Origin of the sequence: Puniceibacterium sp. IMCC21224 (genome assembly GCF_001038505.1) — a bacterium.
Classification (GTDB): Bacteria; Pseudomonadota; Alphaproteobacteria; order Rhodobacterales; family Rhodobacteraceae; genus Puniceibacterium.
Window position 1 is genome coordinate 1,204,351 of sequence record NZ_LDPY01000001.1, and the last position, 20,949, is coordinate 1,225,299.

15 protein-coding genes are annotated in these 20,949 nt (G+C 60.9%); 7 read left to right on the forward strand and 8 right to left on the reverse strand.

The features are described from left to right. Positions 1-1,857 carry an asparagine synthase (glutamine-hydrolyzing) gene (asnB, locus tag IMCC21224_RS05545; protein ID WP_047994506.1) on the forward strand — a complete coding sequence of 619 codons (1,857 nt, stop codon included), beginning with the start codon at positions 1-3 and terminating at the stop codon, positions 1,855-1,857. A gap of 60 nt (positions 1,858-1,917) precedes the next feature. Next, on the forward strand, positions 1,918-9,150 hold the full coding sequence (locus tag IMCC21224_RS05550) for a non-ribosomal peptide synthetase (protein ID WP_047994507.1): 7,233 nt from the start codon (positions 1,918-1,920) through the stop codon (positions 9,148-9,150). Between the two features lie 16 nt (positions 9,151-9,166). Here the strand turns inward: IMCC21224_RS05550 and IMCC21224_RS05555 are convergent, their stop codons facing one another. The 8 genes from IMCC21224_RS05555 to fdxA form a co-directional block, all read right to left on the reverse strand. Further along, entirely contained in the window at positions 9,167-9,877 is a 711-nt protein-coding gene (locus IMCC21224_RS05555) for a thioesterase II family protein (protein ID WP_082135138.1), read from the reverse strand. A gap of 7 nt (positions 9,878-9,884) precedes the next feature. Then, positions 9,885-11,018: a prohibitin family protein gene (locus tag IMCC21224_RS05560; protein WP_053078901.1), complete on the reverse strand. Its 1,134-nt coding sequence runs from the start codon at positions 11,016-11,018 to the stop codon at positions 9,885-9,887. Beyond that, a complete protein-coding gene (locus IMCC21224_RS05565) occupies positions 11,002-12,669 on the reverse strand; it encodes an ATP-binding cassette domain-containing protein (RefSeq protein ID WP_047994508.1) in 1,668 nt (555 codons plus the stop codon). The genes IMCC21224_RS05560 and IMCC21224_RS05565 overlap by 17 nt, the downstream gene beginning before the upstream one ends. A 74-nt stretch (positions 12,670-12,743) precedes the next feature. Next, positions 12,744-12,908 carry a hypothetical protein gene (locus IMCC21224_RS27680; RefSeq protein WP_156178145.1) on the reverse strand — a complete coding sequence of 55 codons (165 nt, stop codon included), beginning with the start codon at positions 12,906-12,908 and terminating at the stop codon, positions 12,744-12,746. Positions 12,909-12,917: 9 nt separating this feature from the next. Next, entirely contained in the window at positions 12,918-13,406 is a 489-nt protein-coding gene (locus IMCC21224_RS05570) for a YcjF family protein (protein WP_053078902.1), read from the reverse strand. 279 nt (positions 13,407-13,685) lie between these two features. After that, a complete protein-coding gene (locus IMCC21224_RS26390) occupies positions 13,686-14,444 on the reverse strand; it encodes a 4'-phosphopantetheinyl transferase (RefSeq protein WP_156178147.1) in 759 nt (252 codons plus the stop codon). Positions 14,445-14,590: 146 nt separating this feature from the next. Further along, positions 14,591-15,391, reverse strand: coding sequence for a ferredoxin--NADP reductase (locus tag IMCC21224_RS05580; RefSeq protein ID WP_047994509.1), 801 nt, complete (start codon positions 15,389-15,391; stop codon positions 14,591-14,593). 13 nt (positions 15,392-15,404) lie between these two features. After that, positions 15,405-15,746 (reverse strand): ferredoxin FdxA, encoded by a 342-nt coding sequence (gene fdxA / locus IMCC21224_RS05585; protein WP_047994510.1) that lies wholly within the window; start codon positions 15,744-15,746, stop codon positions 15,405-15,407. A gap of 137 nt (positions 15,747-15,883) precedes the next feature. Here fdxA and IMCC21224_RS05590 point away from each other — a divergent pair, with 137 nt between their 5' ends. The 5 genes from IMCC21224_RS05590 (at position 15,884) to IMCC21224_RS05610 (ending at position 20,887) form a co-directional block, all read left to right on the forward strand. Next, entirely contained in the window at positions 15,884-16,174 is a 291-nt protein-coding gene (locus IMCC21224_RS05590) for a DUF971 domain-containing protein (RefSeq protein ID WP_047994511.1), read from the forward strand. 62 nt (positions 16,175-16,236) lie between these two features. Beyond that, a complete protein-coding gene (locus IMCC21224_RS05595) occupies positions 16,237-17,979 on the forward strand; it encodes a fumarate reductase/succinate dehydrogenase flavoprotein subunit (RefSeq protein WP_047994512.1) in 1,743 nt (580 codons plus the stop codon). Positions 17,980-17,990: 11 nt separating this feature from the next. Beyond that, entirely contained in the window at positions 17,991-18,233 is a 243-nt protein-coding gene (locus IMCC21224_RS05600) for a ferredoxin family protein (protein WP_047994513.1), read from the forward strand. A 7-nt stretch (positions 18,234-18,240) separates the two neighbouring features. Beyond that, positions 18,241-19,203, forward strand: a complete 963-nt coding sequence (locus IMCC21224_RS05605; RefSeq protein ID WP_047994514.1) for a HEAT repeat domain-containing protein — start codon at positions 18,241-18,243, stop codon at positions 19,201-19,203. Positions 19,204-19,510: 307 nt separating this feature from the next. Then, on the forward strand, positions 19,511-20,887 hold the full coding sequence (locus IMCC21224_RS05610; RefSeq protein WP_197089168.1) for an ABC transporter substrate-binding protein: 1,377 nt from the start codon (positions 19,511-19,513) through the stop codon (positions 20,885-20,887). Positions 20,888-20,949 lie beyond the last annotated feature (62 nt).

Consider the following 20,949-nt stretch of genomic DNA (forward strand, 5'->3'; position numbering starts at 1 on the left):
ATGTGTGGAATTGCCGGGATCTATCGCGCGTCCGGGGTGTCGGGGGCTGACAGGGATGTTCTGCCCGCGATGCTGAATGCCATTCGCCACCGTGGCCCGGACGAAGAGGGGCAGTTCGTCGCCGACCGGGTTGCGATGGGCTGTCGTCGCCTGTCGATTATCGACCTCGCCGGGGGGCAGCAGCCGATGTTTGCGGCTGACGGCCAGATTGCTGCGGTGGCCAATGCCGAGATTTATAACCACGACGTCCTACGTGCCGATCTTGCGCGGCAAGGTGCCCGATTTGGCAGTCGCTGCGATGTTGAGGTGATCCCGCATCTATATGCGCGCGACGGGATGGATCTGGCGCGTGGTCTGAACGGGCAGTTCGCCTTTGCTGTCTATGATACGGCCCGCGACCGGCTGGTTTTGGGGCGCGATCAGACTGGCATCGCGCCGCTGTTCTGGGCGCGGGTGCGGGATGGGATTCTGTTCGGGTCAGAAATCAAGGCATTGCTGGCGCATCCCGAACTGGCGCGCCAACTGGACCCGGCGGGGCTGGACCAGATCCTGACATTCCCCGGCCTGGTCAGCCCTCGCACGATGTTTAAGGGGGTGCAGGCCCTGCGCCCCGGCCATCTGCTGGTGGTCGAGGGCGGATCGGTGCGCGAAGAGCGCTATTGGGACTACGATTTCCCGACAGACCCCATGGCTGCGGGGGACGAGGCCGCGTTGCTGGACGAACTCGACACTGCACTGCGGGGGGCGGTGGCGCGGCGGCTGGTAGCGGATGTGCCGGTTGGGGTCTACATCAGTGGCGGGCTGGATTCCGCGCTGATTGCGGCGATGGCGCATCAGATTGCGCCCGATACGGCGCGCCATTCCTTTTCCATCACCTTTCCTGACCGCGCCATTGACGAAGCGCCCTGGCAGGCGATTGTGCGCGATCAGATTGGGTCAGTTCACCACGAAATCGCGTTCAGCGAAGACGACATCCTGCAAAACCTGCGCCAGATTGTCGTCTCTGGCGAAACTGCGCTTAAGGAAAGCTATAACGCCTGCACGCTGGTGCTGGCCCGACTGGTTGCGGCGCAGGGGATGCGGGTGGTCCTGACCGGAGAGGGCGCGGACGAGCTGTTTGGCGGCTATGTCGGCTATCGTCTGGATCTGACCCGTGAGCCCGGGTTTGACGACGATATCGAAGCGATGATCGAGGAAGAGACCCGCGCGCGGCTTTGGGGGGATGGCGGGTTCTTTTACGAACGTGACTATGCGGCGAATGCCGATTTGACTGGTGCGTTACTGTCTGACGCTCTGCTGGCGCGGCGGGCTGAATATTCGGCGCTGTCCAATTCGCCAGTGGATCACGCGCAACTGGCCGGGCGCAGCGCATTTCACAAACGCTCATACCTCGATCTCAAGCTGCGGCTGCCGGATCATCTGTTGGCGGATCATTCCGACCGCGTTGCCTATTGCGCCAGTGTCGAGGCGCGGTATCCCTTTCTGGATCCCAATGTCATCGACGTCGCACGCCGGATTCCGCCCGCGCTGATGCTGCGCGGCGGTGAGGAAAAATATATGCTCAAGGCGCTGGGGGCGCGTTATCTGCCGCCCGACCTGTGGCAGCGGCGCAAATTCAGCTTTGTGGCGCAGGGCAGCCCGCATTTGCTGCGCAAGGGACAGGATTGGGTAATGGATCTGCTGGCCCCGGACACTGTGCGGCGGCGGGGGGTCTTTAATCCAGACACCGTGGCAAGGTTGCGCGCGCAATATGAAACGCCCGGTTTTGACCTCAGTCAGACATTTGAGGACGATTACCTGATGATTGTCCTGACCACCGAACTTTTGATGGACGCGTTCGACCTGTCCGTCGCCTGACATCAATTATAAATCAATCGCTGCGCAAGCGGCGCCAGACATGCAGACAAGGCTATTCACATGCTCGACTTCCGCGACGCGATCTTGACCCTGGCACAGCAGACCCCGGATGCGGCGGCGGTCGTTGACGATCGCGGGGGGCTGACCCGTGGCGCGCTGGCCTTGCGGGCCGGCGGAGTGGCGATCTGGGCAGCGGGGCTGCCCGCCGGGACGACAAAGGCACGGATCATCGCCATCCTTGCGCCTGCCGGCGGCGCGCAGATCGCGGCGATGCTGGGGGTTTCTGCCAGCGGTGCAGCCTTTATGCCGATCGACCCGACTCTGCCTGCCGCGCGCATTCGCGCCATGCTGGAGCGCGCCGGGCCGGTGGGGTTATTGCATGACCAAGCCTTCAGCGAGCTGGCGGCGCAGCTTGCCACGGACATGCCCCGCGCGTCACTGGATGAGCTTGCGTGCGCACCGCTGGGGTTGTCACCGGTGCGCCCGGATGCGGCGGCTTATGTCATGTTCACCTCAGGCTCGACCGGCGCGCCAAAAGGCATTCTGGGGCGCTACAAAAGCCTGAACCATTTCCTGACCTGGCAGCGCGACAGCTTTGATCTGGATGCGACGACGCGCAGTGCGCAGCTGGCACCGGTGACGTTCGATGTCAGCCTGCGCGACGTTCTGCTGCCGCTTAGCCTGGGCGGCGTGGTCACTGTGCCGCCGCGCGACCTGATTGCGGTGCCACGCAAATTACTGGGTTGGCTGCGGGATCACGACGTGACGCTGCTGCATTGCGTGCCCAGCCTGCTGCGCCTGCTGACCTCGGAGCTGGCGCTGTCGCCGGACGCAGAGCGTGCAACACCTGACGCCCTGCGCCACCTGTTTCTGGCCGGAGAGCCGCTGTTGGGCCGCGATGTCAAAGCCTGGCGCGCAGTGACCGGGGCCGACACCACAATCGTCAACCTTTATGGTCCATCCGAGACCACACTGGCCAAGGTGTTTGCCCGCGTCGGCCCGGACGCCGATCTGCCTGATGGGATGTTGCCGATCGGGCAGAGTCTGCCGGATACAGATGTGCTGATCCTCAAAGCCGACAGGATTGCCGTCCCCGGTGAGATTGGCGAAATCTGCATCCGCACAGGATTTCCGTCGCTTGGCTATCTTAACGATCTTGAGGCGACGCGCACGGTGTTTCAGCGCAATCCCTTTGGCACCGAGGCGAATGATATCCTGTATCGCAGCGGTGATATGGGGCGGCGTCGGCCGGATGGGCAGATCGAATGCCTGGGGCGCCGCGACAGTCAGGTCAAGATTGCAGGCAATCGTGTCGAAGGCGCCGAGGTTGAGTCGGTGCTGCGCGGCCTCTCTGGTGTTTCGGGCTGCACAGTGGTGATCAACCGCGACGATCCGGCGGATCCGTTTCTGGTGGCCTATGTCACGGGCGACGCGCCGGATCAGGACGAGTTGCGGGGTGCATTGCGCGACATCCTTCCGGATTATATGTTGCCCCGTTTCATTGTGCCGCTGGACGCGCTGCCGATGCTGATGAACGGCAAGATCGACAAACGCGCGCTGCCCCGCCCCGAGGCGCTGGTGCATGGCGATGCGGGCCCCGTGCCCGCCGCAACCGCAACCGAGCGTCGGGTTGAGGGGATATGGCAGCAAATCCTGGGGCTGGAGACTGTCGGGGTCGAGACACCGTTTGCCAATCTGGGGGGTGATTCCCTTAAGGCGATCAAGGTGCTCGGCGCAATCTACCGCGAAACCGGGATTGAGCTGCGGATTGCGGATTTCTTTGCCGCCCGGACAATCCGGGCGCTGTCTCTGATCCTTGATGATCCCGAAACGACCGGGGGTGGTGGTGCGATGACGTCGATCCCACAGGCCGCAGCGGCCGCGCATGACCCGCTGTCGGACACGCAGGAACCGCTGTGGGCGATGCAGCAGATCGGCATGAACCCAACCGTTTACAACCTGTGCTTCGGGTTTCGTGCCGAGGGTGGTCTGGATCTGGCGCGGCTTGAACGGGCGTTTGTCCACCTGATCCAGAGTTATGAAATCCTGCGCACCCGGATTTCCGTGGTGGATGGTCAGCCAAGGCAGGTGATTGTCGACGATGCCGGATTCCGGATCGAACACCAGGAATTGCCCGCCGATGAGGATTTTGAGGGCGCAGCGCAGGCACTGCTGCGCGCTGAGCGGCAACGGCCCTTTGATTTGGGTGTCGCGCCGCTGGTGCGGGTGGTCGCGGTGCAGGCTCTGGGGGACGGCCCGGTTTTTCTGGTGATTTCGTTCCATCATGCTGTGTGTGACGGACAATCGCTGAACACGGTGGTTGATCTGATTGGGCAGGCCTACGCGAACGACGCGCCTTTGGCTGCGCCGTCGCTTCAATATCGCGATGTCACCGCATGGCAGACCGCTCGTCTCGCCACGCCAGGGGCCGAACGCCTGCGCAGCTATTGGAAAACCTGCCTTGACGGAGCCCCGCGCGCGATTGATCTGCCCGAGGCCCAGCCGCGTCCGGCGCAACAGCAATTCCACGGTGCCACGCTGCGGCACGATTTGCCGCGGCATCTGGCCAAGGATTTGACTGCACTGGCCCGAAACGGTGACAGCAGCCTGTTCAACGCGCTGCTCACCGGGCTGGCAATCGCGCTGGATCAGCGCGCCGACCAGCCGGACATGGTGATCGCGACTCCGGTGCTGGGGCGGAATCACCCGGATCTGGCGGATCAGATCGGGTTCTTCGCCAATACGCTGTGCCTGCGCGTCACCCTGGACCGCGCAGGCAGCGTGAGCGATGGGTTACAACAGGTCACACGGCGGGCGCACGAGGCGCTGGACCATCAGGACTGGCCGTTCAACCGGCTGGTTGCCGACTTGAACGAGCCGCGCGATTTGTCGCGCAATCCGGTTTGCAACGTCATGCTGGTGTTGTTTGACGCCGACCGACCGGAATTAAGCCTGCCCGGCGTGTCACTGACCGCGTTTGGGCGCGACACGGAATGGGCCTTTAGCCGGTTTGATCTGGTGTTCCACGTCACCCATGACAGCCGCACGGGTGCGATGGTTCTGGATCTCAACCACGACACGGCGCTGTTTGACACCGCACAGGTGGCGCGGATCGCGCGGCATTTCCAGACCATTCTGGAACAGATGGCCGCAGCGCCGGATCGCGCCATTGGAACGCTCACCCCCCATGATAGCGCCCAGACGGCCATAGTTGCGTCGCTTGATCGCACAGCACTGGCTGCTGACGAGGCCACGCTAACTGCGCTGTTCGCCAAGGTTGTCGCCACCACGCCCGAGGCCATCGCGGTCGTGGATGATCACGCAGCGCTGAGCTACGGCGCGCTCGATCAATGGTCCAATGGCATTGCGCAAACTCTGGTTGCGCAGGGCGTCGGGCCAGAGCGGACGGTTGCCATTTCAGGCGCGCGCTCGGCGGCAGGGGTGGCCGCGATCCTTGGCGTGTTAAAGGCCGGGGGCGCCTGGGTTGCGCTGGATGAGCGTTGGCCCCGGGCACGCACCGATGCGGTTCTACGCGATGCCGACGCAAGCGTCGTGTTGGAGGGCGATGCCGCCCGGGTCACGCCCAACGCGCTACGAGTGCAGGATATCGATTCAAGTGCTAAGCCGATGGATCATGCGACCCCAACAGGTCTGGCCTACGTCGTCTTCACCTCAGGTTCGACCGGCACACCCAAGGGGGTGATGATCGAACACCGCGCTGTCACCAACATGCTGCGTCAGCAAATCAACGCGTTTGGCGTCACGCCTGACAGTCGGTTTCTGCAATTCGCCGCACCAGTGTTTGATGCGCATGTCTCTGAGGTGTTTGTCACGCTGCTCGCCGGGGGTCGGCTGGTCATTCCGTCGCGCGACACCCTGGAGAATCCTGCGGCACTGAAACGGGCCATGGGCGATCACGGCGTCACCCATGCCACGTTGCCGCCCAGTTTTTTGGATGTTGCCCGTGATGTGCTGCCTGAAACGCTTGAGGTGCTGATCACTGCTGGCGAATCCGCGCGCCCCGAAGAAAGTCGGCGTCTTGGCGCGCGGTTCCGGCTGATCAATGCCTACGGACCAGCGGAAAATGCCGTCTGTTCGACCGTGTACGTCGTCGATCCGCAGGATATCGAGTCCGTTGTGCCGATTGGCGCGCCAATCAATGGCACCGGTTTGACGCTGTTGGATGGATCGGGGCGCGCTGTGCCGGTTGGCGTCCCGGGGCAGCTCATGCTGCACGGCGCAGGTTTGGCGCGCGGATATCTGGGGCAGCCGGAGTTGACAGCGGCGGTGTTTTCCTCGGCAGATGTGCCCGGTGGGCGTCGTTATGCCACCGGTGATATCGCGATGCTGCGCGACGATGGTGCGGTTGTGTTCCTGGGGCGGCAGGATGACCAGATCAAGATTTCGGGCCAGCGGCTGGAACTGGCCGAGGTCGAAGCGCGTCTGAACGCGGCCCCCGATGTTGCGCGGGCTATCGCGGCCCCAGTGACTGGGGCGGGCGGGCGCACGACACTGGGGGCTTGGGTGCTCAGGGCACCGGGGCCAGTCAGCCTTTGGCCGTCGGTTGCCGAATTCTTTGTCTATGATGATGTGGTTTATCAGGCGATGGCTGGCGACCGGGGCCGCAATGCCCGCTACGCTGAAGGGTTTCAACGTCATTTGCCCGGCCAGACCGTACTTGAGGTCGGACCCGGCCCCTATGCGATCCTGTCGCGCATGGCGATTGAGGCCGGCGCCCGCCACGTCTACGCGATTGAAATCAACCCCGAGATTGCCGACCGTGCCCGCGCCGCTGTGATCGAGGCCGGAATGCAGGACCGGATCACGGTTTTGACGGGGGACGCGACCGAACTGGTTCTGCCTGAACCTGCCGACTGGTGCATTTCGGAAATTGTCGGTGGGATCGGCGGTTCCGAAGGGGCGGCGGCGATCCTGAATGGAGTGCGCGCCAACCTAAGCCACCCTGAAAACATGCTACCACGCAGCAGCGTCACCCGAATTGCGGCGGTTGATCTTCCTATGTCGCAGATCGATCCCGGCTTTTCGTCGGTTGCGGCGGACTACGTGCGTCGGATCTTTGAGCAGCGCGGTCGCCCGTTTGATCTCAGATTGTGCCTGCGCCGGTTTGACCGCGACCGGCTGCTCAGCAGTTCGGATGTTTTCGAGAATCTGAATTTCACCCACGAAATGACATTGGAGGGCGCGCATGACATCTCTTTAGATGTGCTGCGCGACGGGCATATGTCGGGGTTTGTCCTATGGCTGACCATGGATGTGGGGGCGAACCGGGGGATTGATGTACTGAGCGATACGTCAAGCTGGCTGCCGGTTTATGTGCCGCTCGGATCGGGTGGCATTGCAGTGCATCAGGGGGATCAGATCCGGGCGCGGATCACCCGGACGCTCGATGCAGGCGGACGACATCCCGACTTTGACATCAAGGGTGCGTTGATGCGCGGGGCTGACGAGGTGATGCCGCTCCGGGTGGCGGTGCCACATATGGCGCCGGATTTTGGCAATAGCCCCCTCCATTCGCACCTGTTCAATGCATCCGGACAGCCCCGCATTGTCGAGGATGGTTTTCTGGACGGGATTCGCGCTTACGCCGCCGCCCATCTGCCACGCTACGCTGTGCCCGGCATCCTGCGAGAGATCGAGACACTGCCGCGCACCGTCAATGGCAAACTGGCGCGTGCCGAATTGCCCGATCTCGTGGCGCAGGGTCAGAATAGTTCTCTCGTTCCGGTGGATATCTCTGATCTCGCCAGTCAGATCGCCGGTGTTTTCGCCCGCATGCTCGAGCGCGAGAGCATTGACCCGACCATAGGGTTCTTTGAACTGGGGGGCGACTCGATTTCGGCCGTCAGGGCCGTCGGTGCGCTGGCAACCGAACAAATCGATGTGACCGCGGCAGAGATTCTGCATCATCAGAGCGCGGTGGCGCTGTCGTCCGTGGCGCGCCAGGCGGGTCGCCGCGAGATTTCCCGCAATATCGGCCCGGTTCCGGCCCATCCCGTACAGGCATGGTTTATGGCTCGCCACCCGCATGTGACGCGCCGGTTCAATCAGTCGGTCCTGATCAGCCTGCCAGAGCGTGCAGACATCGCTGTGCTGGAGGATGCTCTGCAGGTGTTGCTGCGTCGTCACGGCGCCCTTCGTTTAACGTTTGCCCCCGGCACAGGCGGGATTGAAGAGCCGGAATATTCGCAGCAGCAACCGCTTCTACAGGTCGATGAGTTGCGTGATCTTTCGCCCGACGCATTGGCCGCCCGGCGTGACGCAGCGGCTGAGAGGGCCCATGATATGATCGACCCGCTGCTGGGGCAGCTCGTTTCCGCGCGGTTGCTGCGCGATGCTGAACGGGACCAACTGCTGCTGGTGGCGCACCACCTGTCCGTGGATATGCTGTCCTGGCAAACCCTGATCGCCGAGCTGGACCAGCTGTTGCACGATCCGCAAAAGCCACTGCCAGAAGTGCGCGCGCATTATACCAACATTTGCGCGGCGCTGGCCAAAGAGGCGCTATCGCCGACCACGACAACCGAAAAGCCGTTTTGGGATAGCGTCGCCCGGCTTGCGGACTCGCTGGTCCTGCCTGAGCCGACGAACGGCGCCGTGCGAGACATGATGCCTCTGCGCTTGGATATCCCAGATTCGGTCACTGCATTCGACGCGCACAAAGGTGCCGACATGCAGTCGAGGCTGCTGCGGGCCATGGCGGATGCGGCGAAAATTGTTCTGGGCTGGTCACAATCGGTGATTGATCTGGAAACCCACGGACGGGATTTGCCACGCCAGGTGCCGGATGCCTCGGGCATTGTGGGTTGGTTTACGCGTATCACGCCCGTTGTTGTCGCGGCGCAGTCCAAGGGTGACGTGCTGAGCGAGGTGCCGCGCGGTGGGCTCGGCTTTGGGCTGCTTGCCTGGCAACGTGGGAATCATGACGCGCTGCGCGACGTTCAGGCGCCGATGGCGTTGAATTATCTCGGTGATCTGTCGGTTGCGAAACCGATCCCGGAAAGAGCTGCGGGATTGCAGATTGATTGGGATGGTCTGGGGCAGGGGATTGATCCGGCGTTTCGAACCGGCCATGCCCTTAGCGTTCTGGCGCACCAAAGCGACTCGGGACTATTCCTGTCGCTCAGTGTCGATCTTGCCCTTGTCCGGCTGGATGTTGCGCAGGCGTTTGGCGCAGCTCTGCGCGCAGAGTTGATGACGGCAACACCCGTCCCCGCACATTCGGCTGTGGGCGAGATTGACATGGAGGCGCTGGCCGCTGATCTCGGGCTCTGAGGCGGTGTCTGCAAATCTATCGCGCGGCGACAGAACCCGTCAGATCCAGAATTGAACTGGCGATGGTGTTTAGAACTTTGGCGGGCGCGTTGCGCGGAAAGAAATGTCCGCCATCAAAAAAATGGTGTCGGAACCCGCTGCCCCGGCTGGCCCACTGGGCCATCGCGGCAGCGGGTATTAGTGGATCGTCGCGTCCCGACAGGGCAATCACCGGGATCGGTAAGCGTGGCGTTTCGGCAGGTTCAAAGGTTTCGACCACGGCGAAATCGGCGCGCAGCACAGGCTCCATCAGATCCCAAAGCTCGGGGTAGATGTCAAACGCCAGGTTTGCGGGGTCATAGCCGCGCAACCGCGCCAAAAGGGTAGGTTTGTCCAGAGTATGCATCAGCACTGAACGCTGAACCGGAGGCGGTATACAAGCGGAGACGACCAGCACGTGCGGCAGCGGCAGGTTTTGCTGCAATCGGCGCAGGCACCAAGCGTAGCTGATCATCCCCCCCATCGAATGTCCAAACAGGACGTGAGGTCGCAGCAGCACTGGCACCAGCTGTTCGTCGAGCCAGTCCAGAAGCGGACCCATACGCGTGAACGGTGCCTCTTTGATCCGACCCTCGCGTCCTGGTGGGCAGACCGGTCGAATCCGCAATCCGGGACTTGGCAGGTTCGTCCATGGATGGAAAAAGGCGGTGCCTCCGCCGGCGAATGGCAGGCAGATTAGGTCGCGCATAGCCGACTCATGGGGTTTTCTGGGAGCGTTCAAGCGCAGGTTCGGTCGGCTGGCGGAGACCACTCAGCTGCTCGACCGGGGAAAAGGTCGACGCGCCTGAGATATCTCCGGTCTCGATATGGCCAGATTCTCCGTCAGGGTTGGCGCGTTCAGTGATGATCTCTCCATCGCCGGTTTCGATAGTGTCAAGAACGACCGGCGCTGGCGAATCATTTGTACTGGTGTCTTGCGGATTCTGCGCGACACTCATGCTCTGGCTGCTTGTGTCCAGGATCAGCGGCAACCCGGTCTCCGAATTGCCGATCACCACCACCTTGGCATTGTTGGATTCGGCAAGCCGCAGCGTCGCTTCGATACCACGCCAGCGCAGGTAGCTTTCCGAAATCGCGGGCGAAACAATCTCTTGGAATTGGCGGATGCCCTCCCCTTCGATCTTCTTGCGGGCACTCTCGAGCTTTTCGGTTTCAACCCGGAATTGGTATTCCTCGACGCGCTGGGCTTGTTGCAGCTTTTGTTCGATTGCCACCTGCAATGCATGTGGCAATCGAACGCTCTTGATCAGCGTGTCTTCGAGCACCACGAGGTTGGGTGTTTCGTTTGCGGTGGTGCGTTTTCCAATCCCGTTGGGATAGTCGTGGGCGACCACGCGACTGTAGATCTCTTTCTGTACCTCGCTGCGGTCAACGCTATAGAGTTTTTCCGCCTCGTGCCGCGAGATGACCTCGCGGGCGACCGATCCGACCACCGGAACCAGCAGCGTCTCAAGGTAGTTGAGGCCGACGTTGGTATTCAGTTCCACAATGTGGTTTTTGACGGCGCGCCAGCGGAATGTCAGCGTGATTTCCATGTGCAGGCCGTCGCCAGATACCACCTCGTAGACCTGATCAAAGGTTTGCAGCCGGATGTCGTAGGTGTAAAATTTGTCCCATGGCAGGATAATATGCACCCCTTCACCGAGCGGGCCGTCCGAGGAGTCCTCGGCGGTCCAGGCCATGCGGTGCCAGACGACGCTGGCATGACCGACAGGCGTCGTGTGGACCATAAGATCCCACAGCAAAATCAAGGCGATAATCGCGATCAGGATTGCAAAGCTCAGGCCGTTTGACAGGCGCCGCAGGCGTTTTTTACTGGTTGGCGTCATCTTGTACCTCAAGGTTCAGATGTCCGGCCGCCATATGAACTCTGCGGTCGCAGCAATCAAAATATTGTTCGTCATGCGTGGCAGCGAGGATCGTTTTGCCTGCATCCCTGAGGCCGGGCAGAATCTCGCGGTAGAACCGCCGCCGCGTCTCGGGGTCCTGGTCGGCAGCCCATTCATCAAGGATCAGGATCTGTCGATCCTCGGCCAGCGCCAGCGCCAGCCCAAGCCGTTTTTTCTGCCCTGTTGACAGCGCGGCGGGGTCGATCGTGCGCAGATCCGGGCCAAACTTGGCGCGTATACCAAGTTCGGTTAACCAGTATTCGAACCGTTTCAATCCGGCCTCATCCAACCCGTAAGGTTCAGGAAAGACGTGAAAATCGGCGAAAACTGTCGAAAACAAATTGCGATAGCTTTGTTGCTGGTACAGCGGAGTCGGGGTGCCGTTCAGCAGGATGTCGCCCGTCCTGCGCGGATACAGACCTGTGAGAACCCGGAGCAGCGTGGTTTTGCCCGATCCATTACCGCCGGTCATAAAGACGATTTCATTTCGGGTCAGAGCCAGGTCGATATCGGTGATGGCGAACCCTTGATCGCCGCCGTGGCGATAACTGAGGTTGGCCAGCTCCAAGGATTGGAACGGATCTGATTCCTCGCTGATGATGTCTTGTTCGCGTCGGGCTGACAGCTCGGCAACGCGGGCTTGGAATGCGTCGATTTCCGTCAGTGCGTATTGCGCTGTTGTCACCTGCTGAAAAGTTTGCACCACCGCGCTGATTGGCCCCAGAAGAAAGATCACCGCAATCATGATGCGTGAGATGTCGCCGGAAGACTCCTGTGATAGCAGCGGCATGACGAACACAACCGACCCGGCCATCAGATATGAGGCCGAGTTGCCGGTGGCCAGCATGCCGGCAAAATGCGCCGCCGCGTTGCTGCGTCCCTGAGCCAGTTTGTCCGACCGGGTCTGTACATCGGTGTGGAAATCGCGGCGCCGTGCGGGGTTGAGGCTTAGTTCCTTGGCTCCGCGCACCAACCCTTCGGTGATTTCGCGGTACGCCTCTTCCGCGCGGGTGGCGCGACGCATGTCGTCCTCAAGCAGGCTGCGGCTGGTTAGAAATCCCGCAACGGTCAAGACGACCACAATTGTGGTCAACAGCGCTGCGAGGGGTGACAGGAACAACAGGTAGGCGAACATGAACAGCAGCAGTACAAGGCCTTCTGCCCCCGCGATGATCGGTACAAGCGTCTGAGACAGCGCCGAATAATGCGCGTCGGCGCCGTCCATGACATTGCGTAGGCCGACGGCCTGGATGTCCTCGAGAGACAAGTTCAGGACATCCTCTGCCGTGGCCAGACGACGATCGTGTAGCGCCATTTCGATGGATTGCGTGGCCTCGCGGATCAGGTAGTTCTGCGCCCAGCGATAGATCACCAGCAACAGCAAAAAGCCAAAGGCCATCAGCCGGGAATAGCCGTGATATTCGACTTCGCGTGCCTCTGCGTTCAGCAGGAACAGCACCACGGTGCCACAGGTCGCTGACAGGATCGCGACGATCCCAAGGTTCAGAAGCCCCGGTCGCCCGATGGAAGACCAGAGCTGGAACAGCCCGAAACCCCGTGCATTCTGCCCGGTCCGGCTGCCTGAGGCCATCAGCCTCAAAAGCCTTTCGCCCAGCCCATCGGGCTGAGCGGTTGTAGACGCCTTTCTGGTCATGCTTTCGACAACTAATGTTTAGGCTGAGTCAGTAGCAGCATGATGGCCACGATCAGCGGCGTGAGGATGATGGCGAAGACAAATGCCCCACCAAATCCCAAGGCACGGTCGCGCCCGAACAGCCCTACAATGGCGCAGAGTCCAAGATAGGTTATGACGACGACCGGATGCATCATTGGCCGGACCTATTTTGCTCTCGCGGACGAGAACTCTTCTTGCAGGTCTTTCTTGATCGCATCAACGCTGAAGTCGAGCATGGATCCGCCGCCTTCAAAGTGGCGCACAAATATCTTGCCGATGGCGTAGGTGGATGCAGCGGCAAAGGTCGCCATGCCTGCACTGCCAATCAGCGTACCGCTGAACGGGATCAGTTTGACTGACGCGCCCAGCAGGCTGGTGCTGACAGCGGCCGGGGCAAGCGTCCCGAGCAGCGATGTGATCACCGCCTTGAGATTCTGTTCGTCTGCGTCCTGACCGTAAGCCGCAGCAATCTTGCGGACCATTTGAATCTGGACTGCACCAATGGCAAGCAGGTCAAGATAGGGCACTGGCACAATGCCACCCGCCGCCGACCATTTCACCGAGGAAGAGATGATTTCGGCAGCTTTCTGATGCCGCATATCGGCTTCGGTTGTCGTTTTTTCGTCGTCTTTCGCAATCGTTGCAGTCGCCATTGTGTCACCTCATGTCGGTTGGAATGAAATCGGACCGAAGGTCAGGCTATGCCCGAAATTCAGCTTTCCGCCGCGTCATTACTACAACAGTTATTCGATACCCAAAGGCCAAAGTCCAACCTTATTTGCCCTGTTCAAAACGTTTCGGCCCGGTTTTTTCGATGTGAAACAACGAAATTTACCAGAAGACATGCGGGATTCGGAAATAGTAAAGAAATGGTTAATTTCTGGGGAAATTTTCCCGTGAGGGGATAGAATATTTGAAAAATATTTTAAGCGTCAGCGCGGCCGGAAATCGTTCGGAACAATCTGCGCCGACCGCGCACAAAACGTCAATACCTGCCCCCGCCACCACGCTGCCCGGACGTATAATGTGCGTTGATGTCCGAGCTGTGAGGCCAAGTCTGGCATCAGCTCAAAATGCAGTATGTCGTCTGTGAGTGCCGTCAATCGCGCCTCGTGAAAGTCGACAAAGCGCCTCACGGTTGGATAAACCGCCTTGAACAACGCCTCCTTGGCCGAAAACAGCAGCGTGAACCCCGCCTCAGACCAAGGCGTGTTGACAAGAAGCGCCAGTTCGTCGGGATGAACAATCCGAGGGCCAAGGCCGAGGCTGTCGTCCGGCGCGACCGGGGCTTCGACGTCGATGCCAAGACCAGAAAATTGCTGCGACGCCCCGACGACACATATGACGAATCCGCTGTTGTGCGTGAGACTGCCTATGACGCCAGACGGCCAGATTGGTGCCCGGTCTGGCCCAAGTAATGGCCAGTCCACTGTGCTGCTGTCAAACACTGGCGGAGTGGGGCGCAATTGCCGGATTGCATAACGCGCACAGGTCCGCCCCGCCCGGTATTCGCCCTGACGCTTGGCGACTGCCCGCCCCAGCACTGGGGGCAGGGAAATTCCCAGCGTCGCCATATCGCTGCCATCCAGTGTCATCCAGCGGGCGGATAATCCGGCGTCGTCAAGCCATGTCGGCAGCGCTGCGACTGTATCGTCAGTGGAGAGCGGCCCGGCATTCATTGGTTCCGCCACCCGGACACAAGCCTACAAGCGACCCTGGCTGGCGCGTTTTGAAGAAGAGCGGTCTGTTGGGGGTCAAATTGGCGCATCATGGCACGAGCCTACAAACCCTTGAGGCCGGATGAAAGATGCCGATCACGCAGCAGGCGCGGATATGGTCAATCCAGGAACGCCTTTTCCACGACAAACTGCGCCGGGGCCGAATTTGCGCCCTCTTGCAGGCCAGCCGCCTCGCACAGCCCCATTATGTCCTTGTTCAGTGCCAGATTTCCGCAAACCATCACGCGGTCAGTGTCGGCCGACCAGTGCGGCAGGCCAAGGCTGTCAAACACCTGACCCGAGCGGATGTGATCGCTGATCCGGCCTTCGTGCGCCGACGGCTCGCGCGTGGTGGTGGGGTAGTAGTGCAGCTTGTCCGCGACCAATTCGCCGATCAGGGGATCGTCGGGCAGGGCCGCGACGATTTCTGCGCCATAGGTCAGCTCGGCTTTGGTGCGGCAGGTATGGGCAAGAATGACGTGATCGTACCGCTCCCAAGTCTCGGGGTCGCGCAAAAGCGAGGCAAAGGGCGCAACACCTGTGCCGGTGCAAACCAGCCACAGCCGTTTTCCCGGCAGCAATGCATCATGCACCAGCGTGCCCACAGGTTTCGGGCGCAGCACAATTTCGTCCCCCGCGACGATCTTTTGCAGGCGTGACGTTAGCGGTCCGTCCGGCACCTTGATCGAATAGAACTCCAACTCGTCATCCCAGGACGGTGAGGCAATGGAATAGGCGCGCAACAGCGGTTTCCCGTCCTCCTTGAGCAATCCGATCATCACGAATTCGCCAGAGCGGAACCGCAGCGACGCGGGGCGCGTCACGCGAAACGAAAACAGGGTGTCGGTCCAGTGACGAACCGAGGTGACGGTCTGCGCATCTGGCAGGGTCTTGGTGGCGGGTTTGGTCTGAACATTCATCGGGTGGGTCCTATCAGGCGGCTTCGGCGGCGGGCTTGTCAGAAAAGAGCGTGTCCAGCTTGTCAGGCTGTCCGTCCAGGGCGTCCGCTTCGGGCAGCGGTTCTTTCGCGTCAACGATCACGGGCCAGAGGGCGGCATATTTTGCATTGAAGGCGACCCATTTTTCCATGCCGTCCTCGGTATCGGCACGGATGGCATCCGCCGGGCATTCCGGTTCGCACACACCACAGTCGATGCATTCATCCGGGTCGATCACCAGCATGTTTTCGCCCTCGTAAAAGCAGTCCACCGGGCAGACTGACACGCAGTCGGTGTATTTGCAGCCAATGCAGTTGTCGGTCACGACATAGGTCATCTTTTTAGCGTCCTTTCCTGTTTGAGGCTGAGTGTGCTGCGCTGCGGCGCGCCTGTCCGTCAATAAATTGCTATTGTCGGATTCTGCGGAGCGGCATCCTGGTGGCAACCGAAGACAAGACCACAGGAAGCTTTGAAATGATCAACACATTGGCCGCAACCCCCGACAGCCGCGCCCTGACCGTGACATGGGACAGCGGTGAGGAATCAACTCTCTCGGCTGAAATTCTGCGCCGCGAGGCGCGTGACGCCTATTCGATCCGCGAACGGGTGGATCACGGTGTGGTGCGCGTCCTTCCGGGGATAGCGATCACTGCGCTGGTTCAGGTTGGGCATGGCGGCGTGAACGTCCATTTTTCAGACGGCCATGACCGCGCGATCTATCCATTCGAGTATCTGCGCGAACTCGTCGACCGCTTTGACAACTAATTGACAGAGGTCATGCCGCGCTGCGGCGCAGGCTGATTCCAGCAACCTAAAGGAAGCCGAAAATGGACGAGATACTGGACGGACTGACGCAGATCGACTGCGACATCCTCGTGATCGGAGGCGGGACCGCCGGCCCGATGGCCGCGCTCAAGGCTAAGAAAAAGAACCCCAAAGCCAATGTTGTTCTGCTCGACAAGGCGAATGTAAAACGCTCGGGCGCGATCTCGATGGGGATGGACGGGCTGAACAATTCGGTCATCCCCGGCTATGCCACGCCCGAGCAGTACACCAAGGAAATCACCATCGCCAATGACGGCATCTGTGATCAGGCCGCGGTCTATCGCTATGCCGAGGAATGCTACGGCATCATCCAGGAACTCGACAGCTTTGGCATCCGGTTTCAAAAGGATCAGAACGGCGAATACGACGTCAAAAAGGTGCACCATATCGGCACCTACGTCCTGCCGATGCCCAACGGCGACACCGTGAAAAAGGCGCTGTACCGCCAGTTGCGCAAGGCGCGCATCAACATCGTCAACCGCTATATGGCAACCCGCCTGCTGACTGGCGAAGGCCGCGTCGCCGGTGCGATCTGCGTCAACACCCGCACGGCTGAATTCCTTGTGGTGCGCGCCAAGGCGGTGATCATGGGGTTGGGGGCGGCGGGGCGTCTGGGCCTGCCGACCAGCGGCTACCTTTATGGCACCTACGAGAACGCCAGCAATTCGGGCGAAGGCTATGCAATGGCGTATCACGCCGGTGCGGGCCTTGCGAACCTCGAATGCTATCAGATCAATCCGCTGATCAAGGATTACAACGGTCCCGCCTGCGCCTATGTGGCCGGTCCGCTGGGCGGATATACCGCCAACGCGGCGGGCGAACGGTTCATAGAATGCGACTACTGGTCCGGCCAGATGATGCAGGAATTCTTTGACGAACTTCAGGGCGGCAAGGGGCCGGTGTTCCTGAAACTCAACCACCTGGCCGAGGAAACCGTGGCCGAGATCGAGCGCGTGCTACACATCGTAGAACGGCCTACGCGCGGGCATTTCCACGCCGGGCGCGGCACGGATTACCGCAAGACGATGATCGAGATGCATATCTCGGAAATCGGATTTTGCTCGGGTCATTCGGCCAGCGGTGTCTTTGTTGACGAAAACGCCCGCACCACGATCAAGGGTCTTTATGCGGCCGGCGACATGGCGAACGTGCCGCACAACTACATGCTGGGCGCCTTTACCCACGGTGCCTTTGCTGGTGAGGATGCCGCCGACTATATCAAAGACATGGATTTTGCCGAATTCGACCACGCCGAGGTCGAGGCCGAGCGCATCCGCGTCATGGCCCCGACCAAGCGCGACGACGGCATCCCCCCCAACCAGATCGAATACAAGACCCGCCGTCTGGTGAACGACTACCTTCAGCCTCCCAAGGTCACGGCCAAGATGCAGCTGGCGCAGAAACGCTTTGCCGAGGTGCGCGAGGATATGGAGCAGGGGATGTATGTCCGCGATGCCCATGAACTCATGCGCTCGCTTGAGGCGTCGACGATTCTGGACTGTGCGGACATGGCCGCCGCGGCATCGCTCTATCGCACCGAAAGCCGCTGGGGGTTGTATCACAACCGGGTGGAGTATGAGCGCGACGACGAAAACTGGTTCTGCCACACGATCCTAACCAAGGGGGCCGATGGCCAGCCCGCGCACGCCAAGAAGGCGGTGCAGCCCTACGTCGTCGACATCGCGGACGAGGAGAAGGACGCCTATTACAACCAGCGCGTCGATCCCTCGGTCGCAGCAGAATAAGGAGAGATTTCATGCCCCTGGCCCAAACCGCTACAACCGTTCCCGTCGTCGTCAACAAGGATCTGTGCATCGCTGACAAAGGCTGCACCGTCTGCGTTGACGTCTGTCCGCTGGACGTGCTGCGCATCGCCGTGACCGATGACGGGACCAAGACAGCCTACATGAAGTATGACGAATGCTGGTACTGCATGCCCTGCGAGGCGGACTGCCCCACCGGCGCCGTTACCGTCAACCTTCCCTATTTGCTGAAGTGAGGGCCAGATGACAGCTTTGTTCGAAGAATTTGACGATATCGCGGATCTGGCCCTGGGTCTGGACGACCCGTCGCCGGGGACACGGATCATGGCCGTGATCGATCTGGCCGACAGCGCCGATCCTGCGGCCATTCCCTATCTGACCCGGGCCATCGGTGACCCGGACGGGGGTGTGCGTAAACAGGCGGCGCTGGCGCTGACGTCGTTTGATGGCCCCGACACCGCAGCCGCGCTGGTGATTGCCCTGTCGGACAGCGATGCCGCCGTCCGCGAGGCCGCAGCCCTCAGCCTGACCGAGCTTAAGGACCCCAAGGCAGGCGATGCAATCCTGCCGCATCTGGGCGATCCGGATGAGTTCAAGCTGCTGTCCTGTTTTGCCGGCATCAAGGAACTGCGCCGCCCCGAGGCGATGGAGCCCGCCATTGCGGCATTTTCGCATGGCTCGGCGACCGTTCGGGTGCAGGCGGTGGGAGTTGTCGGGTGGTTGCAGGACGACGCATCGCTGCCTGCGCTACGTGACGCGGCAGGCGATATCGACCCCGCAGTACGCCGCGCTGCGCTGGCCGCGTTGGGCTTTGCCCGGTCGGGCACCGCACAAAAGGCGCTGGTTGAGGGGCTCACCGACCCTGAATGGCTGGTGCGCGAAGCCGCGGCCGAGACGCTGGCAAAAGTCGGCAGCTCCACCTGCATTCAGGCGCTGCGTTCGGCGCTGTCGGATGATTTCTGGCAAGTGCGTCTCAAGGCGGTCCGTTCATTGGGCAAGCTGGGTGCGACCGAGGCGGCGATGCAGATCGGCGCAATGATGGAGCTGAACCTGCCCAATCTGCGCAAGGAATGCGCCGCGGTTCTGGGAGAACTTGCGGTGCAGGAAACGCGGCCCTTTCTGGCACCGTTCGAAGACGATGCAGACCCGGATGTACGCAAGAATGTGCGCTGGGCCTTGGCGCGGATCGACAAGGCCGCCGCCTGATCTGACTAAAAACATAACACTGCCAGGCTCCTCGAACCGCAAGGTTCGGGGGGCTTTTCGCGGCCTAAGATTTAAGATTTAAAGCATTGAAATATAAAGATAAATTTTGAAGTGATTCGGGTCTGATTTGCCATGGAATCCGATCGGATAAGCCAGATTAACGCGCAGATGCCGTCGGAATCAGGTGAAATTTTGGGCATGTCTCGGATGGCCGGTCACAATGTGCCTGCGCGGCTTTGAGGTTCGGCAATCGCACCGGATACTGGGGCAAGAAAATAGAAACGACCCAATCCTTCAGGAGCGACGCATGACATTTCCCCCCCTACGCAGCACCTTTCTAGCCGCTGGCATGGCGACCCTCGCCAGCACGGTTTCCGCTGAGACAATTACAATCGCCATCGGCCACCAGTCGATGTGCACCGACACCTACACCGCCGGCATCGTGGTCAAGGAACTTGGGCTGCTGGAGCAGAACCTGCCGACAGACGGCAAATATGCCGATGCCGAATATGACGTGTCCTGGGCCGACTACAGTTCGGGTGGGCCGATCACCAACCAGATGATGGCGAACAAGCTGAACTTTGGCGTAATGGGGGATTACCCGCTGATCGTGAACGGCGCCAAGTTCCAGGAAACCGACAGCCTGCGCACGCTCTATGTTGCGGGCACGGGCTATAACCTCAAGGGATCGGGCAATTCGATCGTGGTGCCGGTCGACAGCGATATCTATTCCATCGACCAGCTAGTCGGCAAAGAGGTCTCGACCCCCGTTGGCTCGGCTGCGTGGGGTATGCTGCTCAAGGCGATGCAGGACAACAACATCTCGACCGCCGACTATGCGCTCAAGAATCAGAGCCCGGCCGTGGGGGCCGCCAACATCGCAGCGGGCAAGATCGACGCCCACTCGGATTTCTGCCCCTGGTCCGAAATCATGGAATTCCGCGGCACGGGCCGCAAGATCTATGACGGCTCGGAAACCGGTGTGCCCTATCTGCACGGCGTCGTGGTCCGTCAGGATTTTGCCGAAGAATACCCGGAAGTGGTCGAGGCCTTTATCAAGGCGGTTTATCAGGCCGGGGAATGGATCCGCTCTGACCCGATGCAGGCGGTCACCGAGATGGAGGGCTGGACCGGTGTCGAGAAAGAGGTGCTGTATCTCTACTTCTCCAAGGGCGGCCATCTGACGTTGGACCCAACGATCAAAACCGCCTGGGTCGACGCGCTGAAGTTTGATCACAGCGTTCTGGTTGCCGAAAAGGCGATCCCGCCGCTGGATTTTGGTGCCTGGATCACCGAAGATTATCTCAAGGCGGCGTATACCGATCTGGGCGTGGATTACGAAGCCGAAAAGGCCGTGACGGTCGATCCCAAGGAAAACAACGCCGGTCTCCCGATGGAAATCTGGCACGCCCGTGACGGCATTTCCGACTATCCGGATATGACCACGTTTCTGACCGCACTGGCCGAAATGACTTCGACCGGGGCCAAACTGAACGCCACCTACGTCTATGACACCGAAACCGGACTCAAGCTGTTCGGCAAGACGGCGTTCTGGGTCAAGGCCGGGGATGATAGCTATGCCACCTTCCTGCGCAAGGGGGAGGCCGAGAGCTATGCCACCGCCCATAGCGGCGCGATGATCACCTTTGAGGACGCGATCGCGGACTTCACCACCGAAGGCTGATCTTTTGGGGCCGCGCGCCTCCGATCCAGCAAGACGCGGCGCCCCCGTTTCCAGGGGGCGTC

What these genes read in the sequence shown, in the direction of transcription:
- IMCC21224_RS27680 (WP_156178145.1), bottom strand. Translation starts at nt 12,908, where the DNA reads ATGATGCATCCGGTCGTCGTCATAACCTATCTTGGACTCTGCGCCATT.
- IMCC21224_RS05600 (WP_047994513.1), top strand. Translation starts at nt 17,991, where the DNA reads ATGCCCCTGGCCCAAACCGCTACAACCGTTCCCGTCGTCGTCAACAAG.
- IMCC21224_RS05565 (WP_047994508.1), bottom strand. Translation starts at nt 12,669, where the DNA reads ATGGCCTCAGGCAGCCGGACCGGGCAGAATGCACGGGGTTTCGGGCTG.
- IMCC21224_RS05560 (WP_053078901.1), bottom strand. Translation starts at nt 11,018, where the DNA reads ATGACGCCAACCAGTAAAAAACGCCTGCGGCGCCTGTCAAACGGCCTG.
- IMCC21224_RS05550 (WP_047994507.1), top strand. Translation starts at nt 1,918, where the DNA reads ATGCTCGACTTCCGCGACGCGATCTTGACCCTGGCACAGCAGACCCCG.
- IMCC21224_RS05595 (WP_047994512.1), top strand. Translation starts at nt 16,237, where the DNA reads ATGGACGAGATACTGGACGGACTGACGCAGATCGACTGCGACATCCTC.
- IMCC21224_RS05555 (WP_082135138.1), bottom strand. Translation starts at nt 9,877, where the DNA reads ATGCGCGACCTAATCTGCCTGCCATTCGCCGGCGGAGGCACCGCCTTT.
- asnB (WP_047994506.1), top strand. Translation starts at nt 1, where the DNA reads ATGTGTGGAATTGCCGGGATCTATCGCGCGTCCGGGGTGTCGGGGGCT.
- IMCC21224_RS05570 (WP_053078902.1), bottom strand. Translation starts at nt 13,406, where the DNA reads ATGGCGACTGCAACGATTGCGAAAGACGACGAAAAAACGACAACCGAA.
- fdxA (WP_047994510.1), bottom strand. Translation starts at nt 15,746, where the DNA reads ATGACCTATGTCGTGACCGACAACTGCATTGGCTGCAAATACACCGAC.
- IMCC21224_RS05610 (WP_197089168.1), top strand. Translation starts at nt 19,511, where the DNA reads ATGACATTTCCCCCCCTACGCAGCACCTTTCTAGCCGCTGGCATGGCG.
- IMCC21224_RS05580 (WP_047994509.1), bottom strand. Translation starts at nt 15,391, where the DNA reads ATGAATGTTCAGACCAAACCCGCCACCAAGACCCTGCCAGATGCGCAG.
- IMCC21224_RS05605 (WP_047994514.1), top strand. Translation starts at nt 18,241, where the DNA reads ATGACAGCTTTGTTCGAAGAATTTGACGATATCGCGGATCTGGCCCTG.
- IMCC21224_RS05590 (WP_047994511.1), top strand. Translation starts at nt 15,884, where the DNA reads ATGATCAACACATTGGCCGCAACCCCCGACAGCCGCGCCCTGACCGTG.